Source organism: Halorarius litoreus, from assembly GCF_024362405.1.
GTDB classification, from domain to species: domain Archaea; phylum Halobacteriota; class Halobacteria; order Halobacteriales; family Haloarculaceae; genus Halorarius; species Halorarius litoreus.
Window position 1 is genome coordinate 486,670 of sequence record NZ_CP101454.1, and the last position, 15,975, is coordinate 502,644.

The 15,975-nt window shown below is 68.9% G+C and carries 20 protein-coding genes; 9 read left to right on the plus strand and 11 right to left on the minus strand.

Translation table 11 applies throughout. The features are described from left to right. Positions 1-19 precede the first annotated feature (19 nt). Together NL126_RS02630 and NL126_RS02635 are read right to left on the minus strand one after the other, a co-directional pair. Complete coding sequence (locus tag NL126_RS02630) at positions 20-664, minus strand: helix-turn-helix domain-containing protein (protein ID WP_255197356.1); 645 nt, start codon at positions 662-664, stop codon at positions 20-22. An 86-nt stretch (positions 665-750) separates the two neighbouring features. Further along, entirely contained in the window at positions 751-1,500 is a 750-nt protein-coding gene (locus NL126_RS02635) for a phosphoglycerol geranylgeranyltransferase (protein WP_255197357.1), read from the minus strand. A 219-nt stretch (positions 1,501-1,719) separates the two neighbouring features. Between NL126_RS02635 and NL126_RS02640 the strand changes: the two genes are divergently transcribed. From NL126_RS02640 to NL126_RS02650, 3 genes are read left to right on the plus strand one after another with little or no spacing between them, the layout of a single operon-like run. Beyond that, complete coding sequence (locus NL126_RS02640) at positions 1,720-2,592, plus strand: aminotransferase class IV (RefSeq protein WP_255197358.1); 873 nt, start codon at positions 1,720-1,722, stop codon at positions 2,590-2,592. A 39-nt stretch (positions 2,593-2,631) separates the two neighbouring features. Continuing rightward, complete coding sequence (locus NL126_RS02645) at positions 2,632-3,582, plus strand: alpha/beta fold hydrolase (protein WP_255197359.1); 951 nt, start codon at positions 2,632-2,634, stop codon at positions 3,580-3,582. A gap of 25 nt (positions 3,583-3,607) precedes the next feature. Beyond that, positions 3,608-4,042: a Rieske (2Fe-2S) protein gene (locus tag NL126_RS02650; RefSeq protein ID WP_255197360.1), complete on the plus strand. Its 435-nt coding sequence runs from the start codon at positions 3,608-3,610 to the stop codon at positions 4,040-4,042. 1 nt (position 4,043) lies between these two features. On the opposite strand, the gene NL126_RS02655 is transcribed toward NL126_RS02650, so the two are convergent. Then, on the minus strand, positions 4,044-4,337 hold the full coding sequence (locus tag NL126_RS02655) for a transcriptional regulator (RefSeq protein WP_255197361.1): 294 nt from the start codon (positions 4,335-4,337) through the stop codon (positions 4,044-4,046). 131 nt (positions 4,338-4,468) lie between these two features. Between NL126_RS02655 and NL126_RS02660 the strand changes: the two genes are divergently transcribed. After that, a complete protein-coding gene (locus tag NL126_RS02660) occupies positions 4,469-4,864 on the plus strand; it encodes a prefoldin subunit beta (RefSeq protein WP_255197362.1) in 396 nt (131 codons plus the stop codon). A 1-nt stretch (position 4,865) separates the two neighbouring features. Then, a complete protein-coding gene (locus NL126_RS02665) occupies positions 4,866-5,108 on the plus strand; it encodes a DUF3194 domain-containing protein (RefSeq protein WP_255197363.1) in 243 nt (80 codons plus the stop codon). A gap of 119 nt (positions 5,109-5,227) precedes the next feature. On the opposite strand, the gene NL126_RS02670 is transcribed toward NL126_RS02665, so the two are convergent. From NL126_RS02670 to NL126_RS02690, 5 genes are all read right to left on the minus strand, one after another. Further along, positions 5,228-7,090 (minus strand): DUF2070 family protein, encoded by a 1,863-nt coding sequence (locus NL126_RS02670; RefSeq protein ID WP_255197364.1) that lies wholly within the window; start codon positions 7,088-7,090, stop codon positions 5,228-5,230. Between the two features lie 31 nt (positions 7,091-7,121). Next, complete coding sequence (locus tag NL126_RS02675; RefSeq protein ID WP_255197365.1) at positions 7,122-7,670, minus strand: GMP synthase subunit A; 549 nt, start codon at positions 7,668-7,670, stop codon at positions 7,122-7,124. A gap of 88 nt (positions 7,671-7,758) precedes the next feature. Next, positions 7,759-8,160, minus strand: coding sequence for a hypothetical protein (locus NL126_RS02680; protein ID WP_255197366.1), 402 nt, complete (start codon positions 8,158-8,160; stop codon positions 7,759-7,761). After that, positions 8,153-8,680: a DUF7097 family protein gene (locus NL126_RS02685; RefSeq protein WP_255197367.1), complete on the minus strand. Its 528-nt coding sequence runs from the start codon at positions 8,678-8,680 to the stop codon at positions 8,153-8,155. Before NL126_RS02685 ends, NL126_RS02680 begins: the two co-directional genes overlap by 8 nt. Before the next feature lie 59 nt (positions 8,681-8,739). Further along, complete coding sequence (locus NL126_RS02690; protein ID WP_255197368.1) at positions 8,740-10,815, minus strand: immune inhibitor A domain-containing protein; 2,076 nt, start codon at positions 10,813-10,815, stop codon at positions 8,740-8,742. Positions 10,816-10,974: 159 nt separating this feature from the next. Here NL126_RS02690 and NL126_RS02695 point away from each other — a divergent pair, with 159 nt between their 5' ends. Continuing rightward, a complete protein-coding gene (locus NL126_RS02695; protein WP_255197369.1) occupies positions 10,975-11,322 on the plus strand; it encodes a DUF192 domain-containing protein in 348 nt (115 codons plus the stop codon). A gap of 207 nt (positions 11,323-11,529) precedes the next feature. After that, complete coding sequence (locus NL126_RS02700) at positions 11,530-13,071, plus strand: (R)-citramalate synthase (protein WP_255197370.1); 1,542 nt, start codon at positions 11,530-11,532, stop codon at positions 13,069-13,071. 22 nt (positions 13,072-13,093) lie between these two features. On the opposite strand, the gene NL126_RS02705 is transcribed toward NL126_RS02700, so the two are convergent. Continuing rightward, a complete protein-coding gene (locus NL126_RS02705) occupies positions 13,094-13,384 on the minus strand; it encodes an antibiotic biosynthesis monooxygenase (RefSeq protein WP_255197371.1) in 291 nt (96 codons plus the stop codon). Positions 13,385-13,459: 75 nt separating this feature from the next. Beyond that, positions 13,460-13,900 carry a bifunctional nuclease family protein gene (locus NL126_RS02710; protein WP_255197372.1) on the minus strand — a complete coding sequence of 147 codons (441 nt, stop codon included), beginning with the start codon at positions 13,898-13,900 and terminating at the stop codon, positions 13,460-13,462. Positions 13,901-14,016: 116 nt separating this feature from the next. Here NL126_RS02710 and NL126_RS02715 point away from each other — a divergent pair, with 116 nt between their 5' ends. Then, on the plus strand, positions 14,017-14,307 hold the full coding sequence (locus tag NL126_RS02715) for a DUF8081 domain-containing protein (RefSeq protein WP_255197373.1): 291 nt from the start codon (positions 14,017-14,019) through the stop codon (positions 14,305-14,307). Positions 14,308-14,455: 148 nt separating this feature from the next. After that, positions 14,456-14,743, plus strand: a complete 288-nt coding sequence (locus tag NL126_RS02720; RefSeq protein ID WP_255197374.1) for a hypothetical protein — start codon at positions 14,456-14,458, stop codon at positions 14,741-14,743. A 34-nt stretch (positions 14,744-14,777) separates the two neighbouring features. Here the strand turns inward: NL126_RS02720 and NL126_RS02725 are convergent, their stop codons facing one another. Next, the gene (locus NL126_RS02725) at positions 14,778-15,962 is read right to left on the minus strand and encodes an MFS transporter (RefSeq protein ID WP_255197375.1); all 1,185 of its coding nucleotides are present in this window, start codon (positions 15,960-15,962) and stop codon (positions 14,778-14,780) included. Between the last annotated feature and the right edge of the window lie 13 nt (positions 15,963-15,975).

A 15,975-nucleotide genomic window follows, 5' to 3' on the forward strand; every position in this document is an offset into this window, starting at 1 on the left:
GGCGCGACGACCCACGGACTCACTCGAGCTGGACGGTCGCCTCGACGAGCCGAGCGTATCCCCGGCGAAGCCGCTCGCTGACCGCCTGGTCGGAGAGGCCGAGCTCCGCGGCGAGCTCGCTCGTCGTCACCCGTCGTGGCACCTCGAAGTACCCCCGCTCGTACGCCAGCTTCAGCGTCTCGCGCTGCTCCAGAGTGAGCGTCGCCGCGTCCGCCGCCGTCCGCTCGCCGTTGTAGAGGTGTTTGAGCCGGAACTCGACGTCGTTGCGCGAGAGGAAGTCCCGGTAGGCCGCGAACGCCTGTCGGTCGGGGAACCGCGCCCGGGCGTGCCACCACCCGTCGACGTAGTACGCCTGGAGCCGCTCGGCACCGAGACTGACCCACTCCGGGTAGAGCACGATCTCCGTCGCGTCGGTGACGCGCATCGAGTAGAGCCGCTTGCCGTCGACCTCGCTGAGTACCGTGATGTCGGTCACCGTGGGGTCGTCGTGCGCGGCCGCGTCGAACGCGTCGAGGTCATCGCCTTCGACCCAGAGGAACAGCGACGGACGCTCTGGGTCCGTCGCCACCGTTCGCTCCAGTTCGAGCCGAACGCCGGTCCGCGACAGCGCCTCGTGTAACACGAGGCCGTCGGAGCGAACCGCGTAGCCGGCGATGATACTCATCTGTCATATCCCAGTCCGCGTAGCGTATAAATGTCTGCCGGAATAACTGTTCTCGTCGACACTCAGTCTCCCGGGTGCCAGGTGATTCAGGCTTCCTGTTGCTCGCGCATCGCGTCGCGCGCGCCCTCGACGGTCTCGCGGACGGCGTCGACCCCCTCGTCGTGGACGAGGTCACCGACGATGACGGTGTCGGCGTACTGACCCATCTGGTAGGCGGCGTCGTAGTCGCCGACGCCACCACCGTAGAACAGGCTGGCCTCGTCGAGTCGGTCGGCCGCCGCCGCGACGACCTCGGGGTCGCCGAGCGTGCCGGAGTACTCGACGTAGACGATCTTCTGGCCGAACATCCGCTCGGCGACTTCGGCGTAGGCGGCCACGTCCGCGGCGTCGAGGTTGCAGTCGGCCTGCGTGTACTCGGCGACCGAGGCGTCCGGGTTCATCACGATGTACGCCTCCGTGAACGTCCGGTCCCAGTCGATGTTCGCGTCGGTCTTCGCCCACGTCTTGTGCGCGCCGGTGATCCACGCCACGTCGCCCGCGTTGAACACGATGGGGACGAGATAGCCGTCGAGCCCCTCGGTGTGGACCACGGCCCCGGCGTGTGACGGCTCGATGTAGCAGGCGACGCCGTGGTCGGCACAGGCAGCCGCACAGGGCTTGACGACCTCGCGCATGTTCTTCTCGGTGATGTCGAGCGTGCCGCCGATCTCGATGGCGTCGGTGCCCGTCGCACAGACGTCGTCGAACGTCTCACCCTCGACAAGCGTCTTGTCGGGGTCGATCTTCACCATGTGGTCCCAGTCCGCCCACGGACGGGGAGACGACGAATCGGTCATACCCCCAAGACTCCCCCGCGCGGCCAAAACCGCTTCGGAAGCGTGCCCGAGCGAAGCCAGGGCACGGTATGGCGAGCGGGAGCGACGGCGAGGGCGAACGGAGTGAGTCCTCGACGGAGCGACACGCGAGCCGGGACCCACGAACGGGTCGGATCCGTTGCCCGCAGCCGGCGCTTCCGAGCGACAGAACGAAGCGCCACACCCCCGTAGCCGCCGCCGATGCAGTACCACGTCGACGGCGCGCTCGTGTCCCGCGAGGCGGCGACGGTCTCCGTCGAGGACCGCGGCTTCCGGTACGGCGACGCGGCGTTCGAGACCTGTCGCGCCTACGGCGGCGAGGTGTTCGCGTGGGACCGCCACGTCCGCCGGCTCCGAAACACCTGCGAGACGCTCGGGATGCCCGACGCCGTCCCCGACGACCTCGCCGTTCGCGTCGCGGAGACGCTCGACGCCAACGACCTCGACGACGCCTACGTCCGCGTCTCGGTCACACGGGGGGTCCAGCCCGGGAAGCTCACTCCGCAGAAGGAGGTCGACCCGACGGTCGTCGTGGTCGTGAAACCCCTCCCTCGTGGGGGCCTCGACGGCGAGCGCATCTGGGACGACCCCGCCGTCGTCCAGACGGTCAAGACCCGCCGGGTTCCGTCGAGCGCGATCCCCGCCGACACGAAGACCCACAACTACCTCAACGGCATCCTCGCTCGGCTCGAACTCCGACGGGTCTCGAACGCGGGCTACCAGCCCGACGAGGCGCTCATGCGCGACCTCGACGGCACTCTCCAGGAGGGAACGACGAGCAACGTGTTCTTCGTCGACGACGGCGTGCTGAAGACGCCCTCGCGCGGCGAACTCCTCCCGGGGATCACCCGCGAACTCGTCCTCGAACTCGCCGCCGACGAGTCGTTCCCGGTCGAGACCGGCACCTACGGCCTCGACGACGTTCGGGACGCCGACGAGGCGTTCCTGACGAACACGACGTGGGAGATTCGCCCCATCCAACAGGTCGACGGCCTCAAGGTCGGTGGGGGCCCCATCACCGCGCTCTGCCAGCGGCTCTACGACGAACGCGTCGAAGCGCACTGTTACGACTGACGGCGCTACCGTTACGGTTCCCGCGAGCGACTCGTGTCTATGAACCTCGAAACACGGTACAACGAGGCGCTCGACGCGCTCGCGACCCACCACGACATCGACGTCGAGTCGCGGCTCCTCGACGTGGACGTGCCCCCGGTCGAGCGCGTCCACACGCTCGTCGCCGGCGACGGGCCCCCACTCCTCTTCCTGCATGGCGTCGGCGTCGCCGCGACTTCGTGGCTGCCCCTGATGGCGGCCCTCGCCGACGACTACACCTGCTACGCCCTGGACCGTCCCGGTCGTGGGCGCTCTTCGTCGCTCGACCACACCGCGGTCGACTTCCGGTCGGTGAACGCCGACGTCCTGACCGACGTGATGGACGAACTCGGCGTCGACTCGTGTCCGGTCGTCGGCAACTCCTTCGGCGGGTTGCAGGCACTCCTACTCGCGCTCGACCGCCCCGACCGCGTCGAGTCGCTCGCGCTGCTGGGTGCGCCGGCTGGCCTCTCGGGTGACTTCCCGCTCGCCACCCGCCTCGGGAGCCTGCGGTGGATTGGCCCGAAACTCGTCGCGCTCGCGGAACCCGACGATATCGAGGGAGCCCGCGAGCTGTGGGGGCGTGTAGCGGTCGTCGACGAGAACCACCTCTCCGAGCCGTTCCTGGCGGCGTATCTCGCGGAGTGTGCGATACCCGGGACGACCGAGAGCCTCGCGTCGGTGTTCCGCGACAGCCTCCGACTCCGTGGCGCACGCCCCGAGTACCTGATTCGCGAGGAGGTCACAGGCGTCGACCACCAGACGCTGTTCGTCTGGGGGAGCGAGGACCAGTATTTCGCGCCCGAAGTCGGGCGGCCGGTCGCCGACGCGATGCCCGATACCCGGTTCGTCGAACTCGACGGCCTCGGGCACGCGCCGTGGCTCGAACCGGACACCCGCGCCGTCGAGGCGACCCGGGCGTTCCTCGACGGCGAACGCGACGACGAGCGCGACCGCGACCGGAAGCGTTGAACCGGTCGCGTTCTACCTCCCGACAATGACCGCCGGCGACGACCCGCGGCTCGCCGACCTCGACGAGGTGCCCGAGGACTCGACGCTCCTGCTTACCCTCGACGACGACGGGAGCGAGACCGAGGCACTGCTCATCCGCCTGAACGGCGAGGTGGCGTGCTGGAAGAACTACTGTCAACACTGGACCGACGTGCGCCTCGACAAGGGTGATGGCGCCCGGGTGAAGGGTGGCGAGATCTGGTGTGGGAAACACGCGGCCACGTTCGACCCGAACTCCGGGGAGTGCACGTTCGGCCCGTGTGAGGGCGCGTATCTCGACGAGGTCGAGGTGACCGTCGAGGACGGTGGCGTCTACCTGACGGACGACGATTACGGGTTCGTGCGGCGCGGCCCCGCGGAGACTGACGACGACGATGCGCTCGGCTCTGGTGGGGGACGCATCGACTTCACCGGCTCCTGACTCACTCGATCTTGAACACCGGCTCCTCGAGGGACTCGCTCTTGCACTCGGGACACCGGGACGGCCGATTCGCGGGGTCGTCGAACGCGGAGAACCCGCAGTCGTGACACTCCGGCGGCGCGACGAGCAGCCGCTCGTCCGCGTTGCCGTCGAGCGACTGCGCGATGTGTTTCACGTGTGCGAGCGCGCTCTCCGTCGTGATTTCGAACTCGGTTGCAAGACTGCCGGCCTGCATCGCTTCGCCGCGGAGGTGGTCGGCGATGCGCTGCCGCGTCGTGCGGTCAGCCCCCTGCATGGCCGTCCGTAGGCGGCAGGCGTGCATATCTCTTCGGGCGTGGAAGCGGGAGCGGGCGTCGAGGTCGGGCGCGCCGCCCCTCGTGAGCGCGAAAGCGGGGGTTTTTCACCCCGGAAACCTTCGCTCCGCCCATGCAGGGTAATCTGCCGCCGGAAGCGCAGGAGAAGATCGAGGAACTACAGGACCTCCAGGAGACGGCCCAGCAGGTCGCCGCCCAGAAGCAGCAGGCCGAGACGTCGCTGTCCGACGCCCAGACCGCCCTCGAGGCGCTCGAGGACGTCGACGAGGACACGCAGATGTACCGCGAGGTCGGCGAGCTGCTCGTCGCGACCGACTACGACGAGGCCAGCGAGGCGCTCGAGGAGAAGGTCGACTCCCTCGAGATCCGCGTCCAGACGCTCGAGAAGCAGGAGGAGCGCGTCCAGGAACAGTTCGAGAGCCTCCAGCAGGAGCTCCAGCAGATGCTGCAGGGCGGCGCGGGCGGCGGTCCGATGGGCCCGGGCGGTCCGGGCGCCGGCGGCGCGTAACGTGCCGACCGACGAGGCAGTCGTCCAGACTGCCGCGGAGGCGGCCGAAGGACTCGTCCTCGCCCGCTACAAGCAGAGCGAGATTCGCGACCTCGACGTGACGGTCACGTTCGAGGACGGCGTCCTCGACGTTGACGTCTACCTCAACGCCCCCGAGGGCGACGCCGACGAACAGCAGGTCGCCGACGACGCCGCGCTCGCGGCACAGGCCGCGGTCGACGACCTGTTCGCCGACGAGGCCTGAACGGCCCCCGTTCTTCACTCACTGACGACGGAGCCACGGCTGCAGCGCTGGCGAACAGGCAGTTCGTCCGCCGAACACGGAGCGGTGAGCCGCGCGGCTCGCGCCCCCCGTCTGTGAGCCTACGTGACGAAGAACAGCAGCATCGACACCGCAGCGACCGCGGCGACGAACGCGGCGGCGAGGGCACCGCCCATCTGGACCATGGCGTTGGCGTGTGACGCCAGCGCCTCGGTGCGGTCGTTGCCGAACACCGTCACCTCGGCGCGCTCGGTCGCCATCCCCGCCTCGACGGGTTCGAGGTCGTCGGTGGCCGCGCCGACGAGGTCCTCGATGACCGCGAGCAGTTCGTCGTGGTCGATGGACTGGCCGACCTGGTTCGTCGCCTCGACGGTGTTGACGATGTGCGTGTCGGTCGTCATCACCTCCGCGAGGTCCGCGTGCTCGGCCTCGATTGCCCCTACAATCCGGTCACGGAGGCCGGGCTCCATGTTGTTCCCGTCGACGAGGACGTAGGCGGTGCGCTGGTCGTCGGCCTCGACGACCGCCACCCGGACCCCGAGCGGGCCGATGCCGTCGAGCGGCTCCCACCGGGTTCGGTCCCACGCGACCCCGAGTCGGAGCGGCTGTCGCGAGCCGTCCGCGAGTTGGCTGCCGGCCTCGCGGGCGGCCTCGATCATGTCGAACGACCGCTTCGAGCCGGGGACGACGTGGCCGAGGTCCTCTCCCGCCAGCCCGTTGTTGCAGTTGTGCGCGTCCGCGAGCATCACGTTCTCCAGCCCGCCCTGTCGGGCCTCTGCCTGTGCGGAGAGGCCGACGGCGTACTCCACGTCGTCGGCGAAGTTCGGCGAGTAGGTCGCGGTCATGAACGCGTCGTCGCCGAACGCCTGTCCGAGCAACTGGACCTCGCCGTGGCTGGTCCGCAGGCTCCGGGTGGCGTCGTCGTGGTACTCGATGGCGTCGTACGCGCGGTTGGCGGCGTCGATGATGGTGTCGACTTCGCGGGAGGTGACGAGGTTGAAGTCGTGGCCCGCCGTGGCGTGCGGCGGGAACGCGAGTCCCTCCGCGTCGGCCGCCACTCGCGGGGGGAGGTTCCCGCCGCCGATCTCACCCATCGGGCCCGGGTGAATCATCGGGAGGACGAACCGGGCCTTCTCGCCCGCATCGGTGCGGAACGAGAGGACGGTAACGGGAACGACGGCCTTCTCACCGATCTGCTCGAAGAAGTCCTCCAGTTCGCGGGTCCCCTCCGCGATGTGGCCGACGAACCCGCGGAGGAAGTCGAGCACCGAGATGCCCATCGACTGCTTCCACGGGCGGTCGATGACGGCGACGAAGCCGTAGGCGGCGGCCGCGTAGAGTACACACATCACGGCCAGAAGCGGGAAGTCCACCGGGCCGACGACCTGTAGCTCCGGCGGGGCCTGCTCGGTTCGCGAGAGGTACGACTGGAGGATAGGGCCACCCACTTCGAGGAAGCGGGCGGTGCCGCTGTAGACGAACAGCAGCGCCGCCGCAGCGACCGTCTGGATGCTCGCGGCGACGCTGGCGCGGAGCGGCGACCGCGTCGAGACGGCCATCACGACGAGCAGGCGGAGCGCGAACACGGCTGCCAGCGCCGCGAACAGCGCGTTGAAGACGAACCGCTGGCCGAACGTCGCCGAGAACATCGCGACGATGCCCGCGAGCACGAGCACGACGACGACGAGCAGTTCGCAGACGAGCGCGAGCAGCGACGCCCGGTTCGGGGTGAGCTGTCCGCCGAGCCGGCTGTCGACCCACGGCGTGACGGCGCTGGCGATGACCGTCGGGATGCCGATGAAGAACACGCCCTGCCAGGCGTCTTCGAGGACGAACCGCGAGTCGAACGCGGCGACGCCAGCGAACGCCGCGATGAAAAGCGAGAACGTCACGCTGGCGTACCAGCTCGGCGCGGTGAAGATGTACCGCGAGAGGGAGGCGAGGTCACCTTGGGTCGCGGTCATTGTCCCCAGTCTTCTCCGAAAACTGATAACGCTACCGGCAGCGGGCTAAGAAGTTCTCGAACACCTCGTCACCCTCCTCCGTATGGGCGACTTCGGGGTGCCACTGCACGCCGTAGAGGTCACGGTCGGTGTCGCTCATCGCCTCGATGCCGCAGACGTCGCTCGTGGCCGTCCGCACGAACCCCGGCGGGAGTTCGGTCACCTCGTCGGCGTGGCTGGCCCACGTTCTGGTTTCCGGATACAGCGACCCGACGAGTGGGTCGTCGGGGTCCTCGATCTGGACCGTCACGTCGGCGTAGCCGCCGTAGTCGCCCGACGCGACCGCACCACCGAGTTCGCTCGCCATGATCTGGTGGCCGAGACAGATGCCGAGGACGGGCTTGCCGGTCTCGAGATACGCGGGCGACTCGCCGATGCGGTCGGCGCTCGGCCCACCCGAGAGCACGTAGCCGTCGGCCTCGGTCTCCTCGGGCGGCACGTCGTTCTCGACCAACTCCACGTCGACGCCCAGGTCCCGCAACGCCCGGTGTTCGAGGTGGGTGAACTGCCCGTGGTTGTCCACCACGACGATTCGGGTCATGGCTGTGGCTATCGCGTACGTGGATAAAAACCCCGTGAAACAGCGAGCAGGTCAGCACGCTCGTGCGCATCACGGACGTGCCGATGGCTCACACCCGCAGCCCAACCCGACGGTGGCGTTCGACGACGTAGATGCCGGCCGCGAGCGCACCGAGCGCCGGGACGAACACGGCGTAGTAGGCGACCGAGGGGTCCCAGCCGCCGGTCGCCAGCACGTACCGGCGGTCGTAGTGGAGCGCGATGGGGCTGAACAGCCACGCGCCGACGACGGTGGCCCAGTACGCCCCGAAGAGGAGCTGGCCCCCCACGGGCAGTCGCACGCCCGAGAGGCCGACGAGCCCGACCGTGACGGGGACCGCGGTGGCGACGACCGCGAGCGGCACCCACCACCACGCCTCGTCGGGCGGCGTCAGGTGCGCGAACCGCTCCAGGTCGCGCTCGCCGTGGAGCCGGCCGGGGTCGAACCGCGTCTCGGGGGCGGGGCTACTCATCGTCGTAGCGCTCGGCGGCGGTCGAGAACGCCGTCTCGGCGAGTTCCTCGCTGCGTCGTCCCTCGGCTTCGGCGATGGCCTCGGGGTCGGGGCTGGCGTCCTCGTCGACCCGTGCCCACGACCCGTGGACCTTCGCGTGACACCACCGGCAGAGGTAGACCGTGACCTCGTGGCTGAGGTCCTTCCGGTCGTCGTCACGGTATTCGAGGTGGTGTTCTTCGAGGAGGGGGCGCTCGCCGTCGTGGGCGCGGCGGCGCTCTTCGAGCCCACAGCGAACGCACGCACGCTCCCGCTGGCGAGCCCGGAAGTGAGGGCAGTCGGCCCACGCCCACTCGCCGTCCGGGTCCGCCGCCGGACACCGGAGGTCGTCGGCACGCCGCTCGGCGGCGAACTCGGGGTCGTGCTGGGCGTGTTCGGCCGCGTAGCGGCACCGGCCGTCGTCGGTGACGTGGTCACACCGCTCGACGAACGCGTAGGGGTCGTCGACCCCGACGGAGGTCCCACGCGGCGTCTTCTCCATACCCCGTGTTGCCACTGGAGCGACTTCAATCCGCGCGAAGAAGAGGGAGCGGCTGTCGGCTACGACGCCGCGTTCTCGTCGTCTTCGTCGTCCTGCACGTAGTCGAACTCGACGCCCACGGGAACACGACCCGAGTCGCCCTCGCCCGCGGCCCACGTCGAAACGACGACGACCTCCTCGAAGTTCCCGTTGCGGAGGAACTGGTCGAGTTCCTGCTCGTCCGCCTCGTCGAACGTCCGGAGGTCGATCTGCTTCACCTGGTAGTTGCCGCTCTCCTTGATGCCGATGAAGCTGTACTGGTACTCGATGCGGTTCTCGGTCGCTTCACGGAGGCTCTGGTAGTCGCTCGCGTCGTTCGAGAACGACTGGTCGGCGACCGAGACGTTCCGGACCTGCCAGCCCGGCTGGACGAACGCCCAGTCGGTGACGTAGCGGAACGAGACCAGAATCTCCTGACCTTCGTAGGCGGAGAGGTCGAACGACTCGGTGTGCCAGTCGGCGCTCCCGGTGAAGCCGGGGACGTTCTCCTGCACCGTCGGATAGGCGCCGGGGGCGAGGTCGGTGCTCGTGTTCGCGTTCGAGAGGCTCGTCCACGTCTCGCCGCCGTCGGTCGAGACCTGCACGAAGCCGTAGTCCCACGCCGTCTCGATGGTGTAGCGCGTCTCGAACGTCAGCGTCGGGTCCTCGGCGTCCGTGAGGTTCACCCGCTGGATGGCGTGGCGGTCCAGCAGGTTGCCGGAGCCGGAGTAGAACGCCGGGCCCTCGGCGGTCTCGACGGTCTCCCAGCCGGTGCCGAGGTAGTCAGTCCCCGAGACCGTGACGCCCGCGATGGGGCCGGACTCGCTGGTGTCGACCGTCTGGTAGGCCGCACCCCACGCACCCGCGGACTCGGTGCCCGTGGAGGTGTTGACCGACACGTCGACGTTGTCGAAGTCGTACTCGTCTTTGTTCGGCCCGTCTCGGGTGTCGGTGACGGCGGCGGTCGAGAAGTCCTGGAACAGCTCGGCGAAGTCGCGCTTGTCGCCGTAGGCGTCGAGCTGGTTCTCGACGCTCTCGATGCCGTTGTCGTCGTCGTTCGCGAGGTCGTGGATGAACTGCTCGCCGTGCTGGTCAGCGAGGTACATCTGGAACGCGTACGCCTCGCCGTAGTCGGCGAGGACGTTGAGCGCACCCTGGTCCTCCCAGTTGACGAGCGAGTTCGACGGCGACTGCTCGTACGCCGAGAGGTGGCCCTCGGGGACGCCGTAGCCGGTCGCCGTCTCCGCGTAGTCGGACATCCCCTCGTTGATCCACGTCGTCTCGTCGGGGTCGAGGTCACCGTGGATGAGGTGCTGGTACTCGTGGGCGAGCGTCCCCTCGTAGCCGACGGTCCGGTCCGTCGCGTTCACGTCGTCCCAGTAGGCGGCGTCGACCGTGATGACGTTCCGGTCGGAGTACGCCTGCACCGCCGGGGCGTAGTAGCCCGCGATGTACAGCGGGTAGTCGGGATTGACGTAGTTCTCGTCCTCGATGTTCTGGACGAGCAGGACGGTCCGGTTCGCCGAACCCTCGCCGGTGTAGTAGTAGTCCTCGGGGACGGCGCCGAACTGTTCGAGCAAGCTCTCGTTGCCCGACCGCGGCGCGGGTGTCCCGAACAGCTCGGACTCTGTCGAGTAGATGTTCTCGTCGAACTGCCCGGCGATGGCCTCGGTCTGGTTCTCGTTGATGCTCGGCGTCTCGCGGTCGCCCGCGACCCCCCACGAGAGGTCCGAGGCGACCCAGACCTCGATGTTGTCGCCGACGTGGTACAGTTCGAACTGTTTGAAGACGTACGAGCCAGTCTCGTAGTCGGAGACGAGGAAGAACTTCGTCGGGCGAGTCTGGGCGGCTGTAGCCGACCCACCGTCGTCACCACCGTCCTCGCTCTCGTTCGCCGCGAGTCCAGCAGGCGCGCTCTCGAGGTCGACGGGCTTGTCGACCCAGTCGCGCGACGGCTCGTAGCCGCGATAGCTGTCTGTCGTCTCGTTCGTTTCGTTCCGGGGAATCAGGTCGTGTTGGCCGCCGTCGTCGACGCCAGCGGCCGCGACCCCCCCGACCCCCACCAGGAAGGCGGACAGCACAATCAGGAAGGCGAGTGGTATGGTACTTCGATGCATCCACTTAATACATTGAATAAATGAAGTTAATTATTGCGTTATAGACGGTGATGTAAATAATAGAACGCTAATCACGACACTGAACACTCATTCAGTGCGCGTCGGAGTCGGACGCCGAGGTGGGGAAACGGTTTTGCCCGCCGCACGGACAGAGCACTCGTGCGCGTCGTCCACGACTCCGGTGATTCCACGCGAACGCTCGCCACCGAGGTCGAGTTCGCCGACTCGATTTTGAAACAGGGGCTCGGGCTGATGTTCCGCCGCGCCATCGCCGACGACTACGCGCTCGTCTTCCGGTTCGGTCGCCAGCGCCGTCGCGGCCTGCACATGGTGTGCGTCCCGTTCGACATCGACGCCGTCTGGACCGCCGACGGCGTGGTACAGGGCGTGAAACGCCTCTCAGCGTGGACCGGCTACGGGAGCCACGTCGCCGACACGGTGTTCGAACTCCCCGCAGGGGCAGCCGACGGGGTCGAGCCCGGCGACCGCGTCGTCGTCGAGGAGTAGCCCTCGTTTCGATGTGACACCGATATCTGTTCCAACCATCTGGTTTAAGGTCGTCGAGGGGGTTGTGACGAGTACCCATGTCCAACGATATGGAGGATAGAGTAAGTCGCCGCGAGGCGGCTGGCCGAGAAATCCGGCGGCACGACTAGCTCTTCCACCACCGACACGCGATCGTCTTCTGACAGTTACACCCAGCAGGATTCCACGTTGTACAACAGTAGCCTCTTCGGGGACCACCCAGCGACGCGTCCCCTCTCCGACGCCGACGTACAGTTCTTAGACACCACCCTCCGCGACGGCGAGCAGGCCCCCGGGGTCTCGCTCTCGCCCGAGCAGAAGGCCGACATCGCCCGCGAACTCGACGCGGCGGGCGTCGACGTCATCGAGGCGGGCAGCGCCTGCACCGGGCCGGGCGAGCGCGAGACCATCAAGCGCGTCACCGACCTCGGGCTCGACGCGAAGGTCACCTCCTTCGCCCGCGGCGTCCGGAACGACATCGACCTCGCGCTCGACTGCGACGTCGACGGCGTCACGCTCGTCGTCCCCTCCTCGGACCGACACGTCGAGACCAAGGTCGGAACGACCCGCGAGGACGTCGTCGCCACCGTGGAGGAGCTGGTCGAGTACGCCACCGACCACGGGCTGTGGATCGAGGCGCTCGGCGAGGACGGCTCCCGGGCGGACCTCGCGTTCCTCGAACGGCTCGCCGAGGCCGCCCACGACGCGGGCGCCGACCGCTTCTGCTACGCCGACACCGTGGGCCACGCCACGCCCGACCGAACCCTCGAAGTCGTCGCCGCACTCTCGGAGTACGGCGCGACGAGCACCCACACACACGACGACCTAGGGCTCGGCGTCATGAACGCGCTCGTCTCCGTCGCCGCCGGGGCGGACCTCGTCCACGGCACCATCAACGGCGTCGGCGAGCGCGCGGGCAACGTCGCGCTCGAGGAGGTCGCCATCGCGCTCGACCACGGCTACGGCGTCGAGACGCTCACCCTCGAACGCGTCTACGACCTCGGCCGCATGGTCGCCGAGGGGACGGGCATCCCGCTCGCGCCGAACAAGGCCGTCCTCGGGGAGAACGCCTTCACCCACGAGTCGGGGATTCACACCGACGGCACGCTCAAGGACGACGCGATGTACGAGCCCTATCCCCCGGAGAAGGTGGGCCGCGAGCGGCGGCTCGTCCTCGGAAAGCACGCCGGGCGCGCGGGCGTCGAGGCCGCGCTCAACGAACACGGCGTGGAGGTCGACGAGGACGAACTCACGGAGATTCTCACGCGCGTCAAGAAACTCGGCGACCGCGGCAAGCGCGTCACCGACGCCGACCTCCTCACGTTCGCCGAGGAGGTGCAGGGGAGAGAGCGCGACCGCCGTGTCGAACTCGTCGACCTGACGGCCGCAGCCGGCGGCTCGACACCAACGGCGTCGGTCCGGCTCCGCATCGACGGCGAGGAGCGCACCGCTGCAGCGACCGGTGACGGCCCCGTCGACGCGGCCGTGACGGCGGCGCGCCGCGCGCTCGGGAGTGCGGGCGACGCCTCGCTTGACTCCTACCACGTCGACGCCATCACGGGCGGCACGGACGCCGTCGTCACGGTGGAGGTCGAGATGTCACGCGGCGACCGCTCGGTGACCGTGACGGCGAGCGACGCCGACATCACGACCGCCTCCGTCCGGGCGATGGTCGACGCGATGGACCGCCTGCTCGCACAGACGCCCGACCAGGTGCTCGCCGACGACTGACTGTCGGCTCACGCCACGCGCGTTACGCCGTCGGCAGCCGAACGTGCTCGACCATGTCGAGATACGTCACCTCGACGTCGGTCATGTCGGGCGCCGCCTTCCCCTCGTCGAGTTGTAGGTAGTCGTTCCAGCTCCGGGCGCTGACCTCGTCGTCGAACTCGATGAGGACGGCGATACGGTTCGGGTCGTCGCTCGACTGGAACAGCTGGTAGTTCCGGCCGCCGTGCTTCGCGCGCTCCTCGTGGAGCCGGTCGAACTCTGCCTTCCAGGCGTCGTAGTCACCGAGGGTTGCAGTCACGTGGAGGTAGGTCATATGCTACCACGAAATACGTCACCGAGGAGAATAGCCGTAGTTGCCCGATTCGTGTCGCTTGGCGGCTCTGTGTGGTTACTCGGACTGCAGTTCGAAGTCCGTCGCCGGGCGGCCCGCCTGGTCGATGACCTCGTCGGAGACGAAGATAGGGCAGTCCTCGCGGAGCGCGAGGGCGATGGCGTCGGAGGGCCGCGCGTCGAACGTGCGGGCTTTCGGCGTGCCGTCGACGTACTGCTCGGCGTCGACCTTCGCGAGGAACGTACCGTCGGCGAGCCCGTCGATGCGGACCTGGTCGAGCGCCCCACCGAACTCCGCGAGCATGTCGAGCAGGAGGTCGTGCGTCAGGGGCCGGTCGAACGGTTCGTGGTCGAGCGCGTGCTGGATGGACTGTGCCTGGTCGCGACTGATGAAGATCGGCACGACCGCATCGCGCACGTCGAGCAACACGATGGGGGCACCCTCACCACCCGAGCCGGTGCTGACGCCCAGCCCGCGAACCGACGCCTGATGTCCCATGGCGAGCGGTTCAACTACCTCCCATTAAAAGGTACGCCCGTTCGCGAGAAAACTGGACGGTCGTCCGTCCGGGGCTGAACCGTGGGCTTAACGGGGTGTTGGCCGTATCGGGGGGCGTGAGCGACGACGGCTACGTGGTCGAGGTGAAGCGGTCGGCCCGGAAGGTCAGTCCGGGGGCCGGCCGGTGGGTCCGCGAGCACGGGGTCCGCCACCGCTTCGCCTCGAAGGCGCTCGCCCGCCAGTGGGCCCGGGAGGTGTCGCCACCCGGTCGCACCGTGTGGGTGCAGGACGCCGCCCCTGCCGACACCGACCCCATCGACGGCTACGTCGTCGGGGGGCGTCGTACCCGCCCCCGGCGACACACCGACCCCGGCGAACAGGCGTCGCTGGCGGGCATCGTCGAGTAGCCGCTCGGTCCGTCCTCGACGCCACGGACCTCGGCGCCGTTCAGACCGTTTATTCCCGCGAGAACGAGGCCGTAGAGCGTTTCGGCTACTGAACGGCGCATAACGGTTTCCCCCCTTCAAGTACCTCGCAGCGATAGGGAGGAGTGCGATGAACCGAACACGACTCGTGGTCGCTGCACTCGCCACCGTCGCGCTCCTCGTGAGCGCGGGGGCGGCGGCGGCGACCCCCGGCCAGGCGGACAGCGCGAACGGAGAGGCGGGCCCGCCGAGCGACCTGCCCGGCCCGGTGCCGGACTTCGTCGGTGACATCCACCAGCAGATCACCGACTTCCTCTCCGGGAGCATCGACGCCCTCGGCGAGGCAGTGTCGGGCGTGACGCCGGGCGGCCAACCCGATGACGCCGACGGCGCCGCTGACGGAACCGACGACGCGTAACGCGACGCGATTCACGACCGGCCAGTTTTCACGACTACCCGCGACCACCGGCCAGTTTCGCCGCCGCTGGCAACGCCCGGAGGCGGAGCATCGCGAGCGTGCCGAGCGCCGGGCCCATGGCGAGCGGGGCGAACGCCCACTGCCAACCCACCGCCCCAGCGACGACCGGCGTCAGCTGGATGGAGGCGATGGTGAGCAGGAAGCCGACCGCGGTTTGCAGCGTGAGCGCGGTGCCGACGTAGCTCTCCTCGGCGAGTTCGGTCACGCAGGCGGAGAACTGCGCGGAGTCCGCGACGATGACGACGCCCCACAGCAGGAGGAACGGGACGAGCGCGAGCACGGGCCAGCCGAACGCCGGCACCGCGAGGAGACACGCCGCCCCCGACGCGACCATACTTCCGCTCGTGACGGTCGTCCGGCCGATGCGGTCGGCGAGCGCGCCCGCCGTGAACGACCCCACACCCCCCATCGCGATGGTGCCGAACGCGACCAGTGCCGCCAGCTCGGCGTCGCCCGTCGCCGCCAGCACGTACGCCGGAATCCACGTCCAGACGGCGTACAGCTCCCACATGTGCCCGAAGTAGCCGAGGTCCGCGAGCAGCGTTGGGCGGTCGCGCACGACTCGGAGGGTCGCCGCCGGGTCGAACGGAGCAGCGGGTGCCTGATACGGTCCGGGACGCACCCGGAGGGCGAGCACCCCGCCGACGACCGCGAGCGCCGCCGCCCCGTACAGCACGGGGAACGGGTCGCCGATGCCACCGACCGCCCGGAGGAGGTGCGGGAGCGCCGACCCCACGGTGAGTGCGCCGACCACGGTGCCGATGGCGATGCCCCGCCCGCGCTTGAACCAGCCCGCGGCGAGTTTCATCCCCGGTGGATAGACGCCCGCGAGCGCCACACCCGTCAGAAATCGGAGCCCGAGCGCCGGGAGGAACGCGTCACCGAGCGCGACGCCGACGGTCGCCAGCGCCCCGGCGACCGCCGACCCCGCGAACAGGGCGCGCGGCTGGACCGTGTCCGCGAGCGTGAGCGCCGCGGAGACGAGCGCGCCGACGACGAACCCGATCTGCACGGCGGAGGTCAACAGCGCCTCCTCCGTCCCTGAGAGCCCCCACCGCACGGCGAGTTCGGGCCCGACCGCACTGGCCGAGAACCACAGCGACATCGCCAGCAGTTCGGCGACGGCGATGAGCGCGAGTGCCCGCCACTTCTCGTCCATAGCGACGGGACGA

What these genes read in the sequence shown, in the direction of transcription:
- NL126_RS02690 (WP_255197368.1), bottom strand. Translation starts at nt 10,815, where the DNA reads ATGCATCGAAGTACCATACCACTCGCCTTCCTGATTGTGCTGTCCGCC.
- NL126_RS02680 (WP_255197366.1), bottom strand. Translation starts at nt 8,160, where the DNA reads ATGAGTAGCCCCGCCCCCGAGACGCGGTTCGACCCCGGCCGGCTCCAC.
- NL126_RS02705 (WP_255197371.1), bottom strand. Translation starts at nt 13,384, where the DNA reads ATGACCTACCTCCACGTGACTGCAACCCTCGGTGACTACGACGCCTGG.
- NL126_RS02635 (WP_255197357.1), bottom strand. Translation starts at nt 1,500, where the DNA reads ATGACCGATTCGTCGTCTCCCCGTCCGTGGGCGGACTGGGACCACATG.
- NL126_RS02655 (WP_255197361.1), bottom strand. Translation starts at nt 4,337, where the DNA reads ATGCAGGGGGCTGACCGCACGACGCGGCAGCGCATCGCCGACCACCTC.
- NL126_RS02710 (WP_255197372.1), bottom strand. Translation starts at nt 13,900, where the DNA reads ATGGGACATCAGGCGTCGGTTCGCGGGCTGGGCGTCAGCACCGGCTCG.
- NL126_RS02675 (WP_255197365.1), bottom strand. Translation starts at nt 7,670, where the DNA reads ATGACCCGAATCGTCGTGGTGGACAACCACGGGCAGTTCACCCACCTC.
- NL126_RS02630 (WP_255197356.1), bottom strand. Translation starts at nt 664, where the DNA reads ATGAGTATCATCGCCGGCTACGCGGTTCGCTCCGACGGCCTCGTGTTA.
- NL126_RS02685 (WP_255197367.1), bottom strand. Translation starts at nt 8,680, where the DNA reads ATGGAGAAGACGCCGCGTGGGACCTCCGTCGGGGTCGACGACCCCTAC.
- NL126_RS02640 (WP_255197358.1), top strand. Translation starts at nt 1,720, where the DNA reads ATGCAGTACCACGTCGACGGCGCGCTCGTGTCCCGCGAGGCGGCGACG.
- NL126_RS02650 (WP_255197360.1), top strand. Translation starts at nt 3,608, where the DNA reads ATGACCGCCGGCGACGACCCGCGGCTCGCCGACCTCGACGAGGTGCCC.
- NL126_RS02725 (WP_255197375.1), bottom strand. Translation starts at nt 15,962, where the DNA reads ATGGACGAGAAGTGGCGGGCACTCGCGCTCATCGCCGTCGCCGAACTG.
- NL126_RS02660 (WP_255197362.1), top strand. Translation starts at nt 4,469, where the DNA reads ATGCAGGGTAATCTGCCGCCGGAAGCGCAGGAGAAGATCGAGGAACTA.
- NL126_RS02670 (WP_255197364.1), bottom strand. Translation starts at nt 7,090, where the DNA reads ATGACCGCGACCCAAGGTGACCTCGCCTCCCTCTCGCGGTACATCTTC.
- NL126_RS02645 (WP_255197359.1), top strand. Translation starts at nt 2,632, where the DNA reads ATGAACCTCGAAACACGGTACAACGAGGCGCTCGACGCGCTCGCGACC.
- NL126_RS02720 (WP_255197374.1), top strand. Translation starts at nt 14,456, where the DNA reads ATGAACCGAACACGACTCGTGGTCGCTGCACTCGCCACCGTCGCGCTC.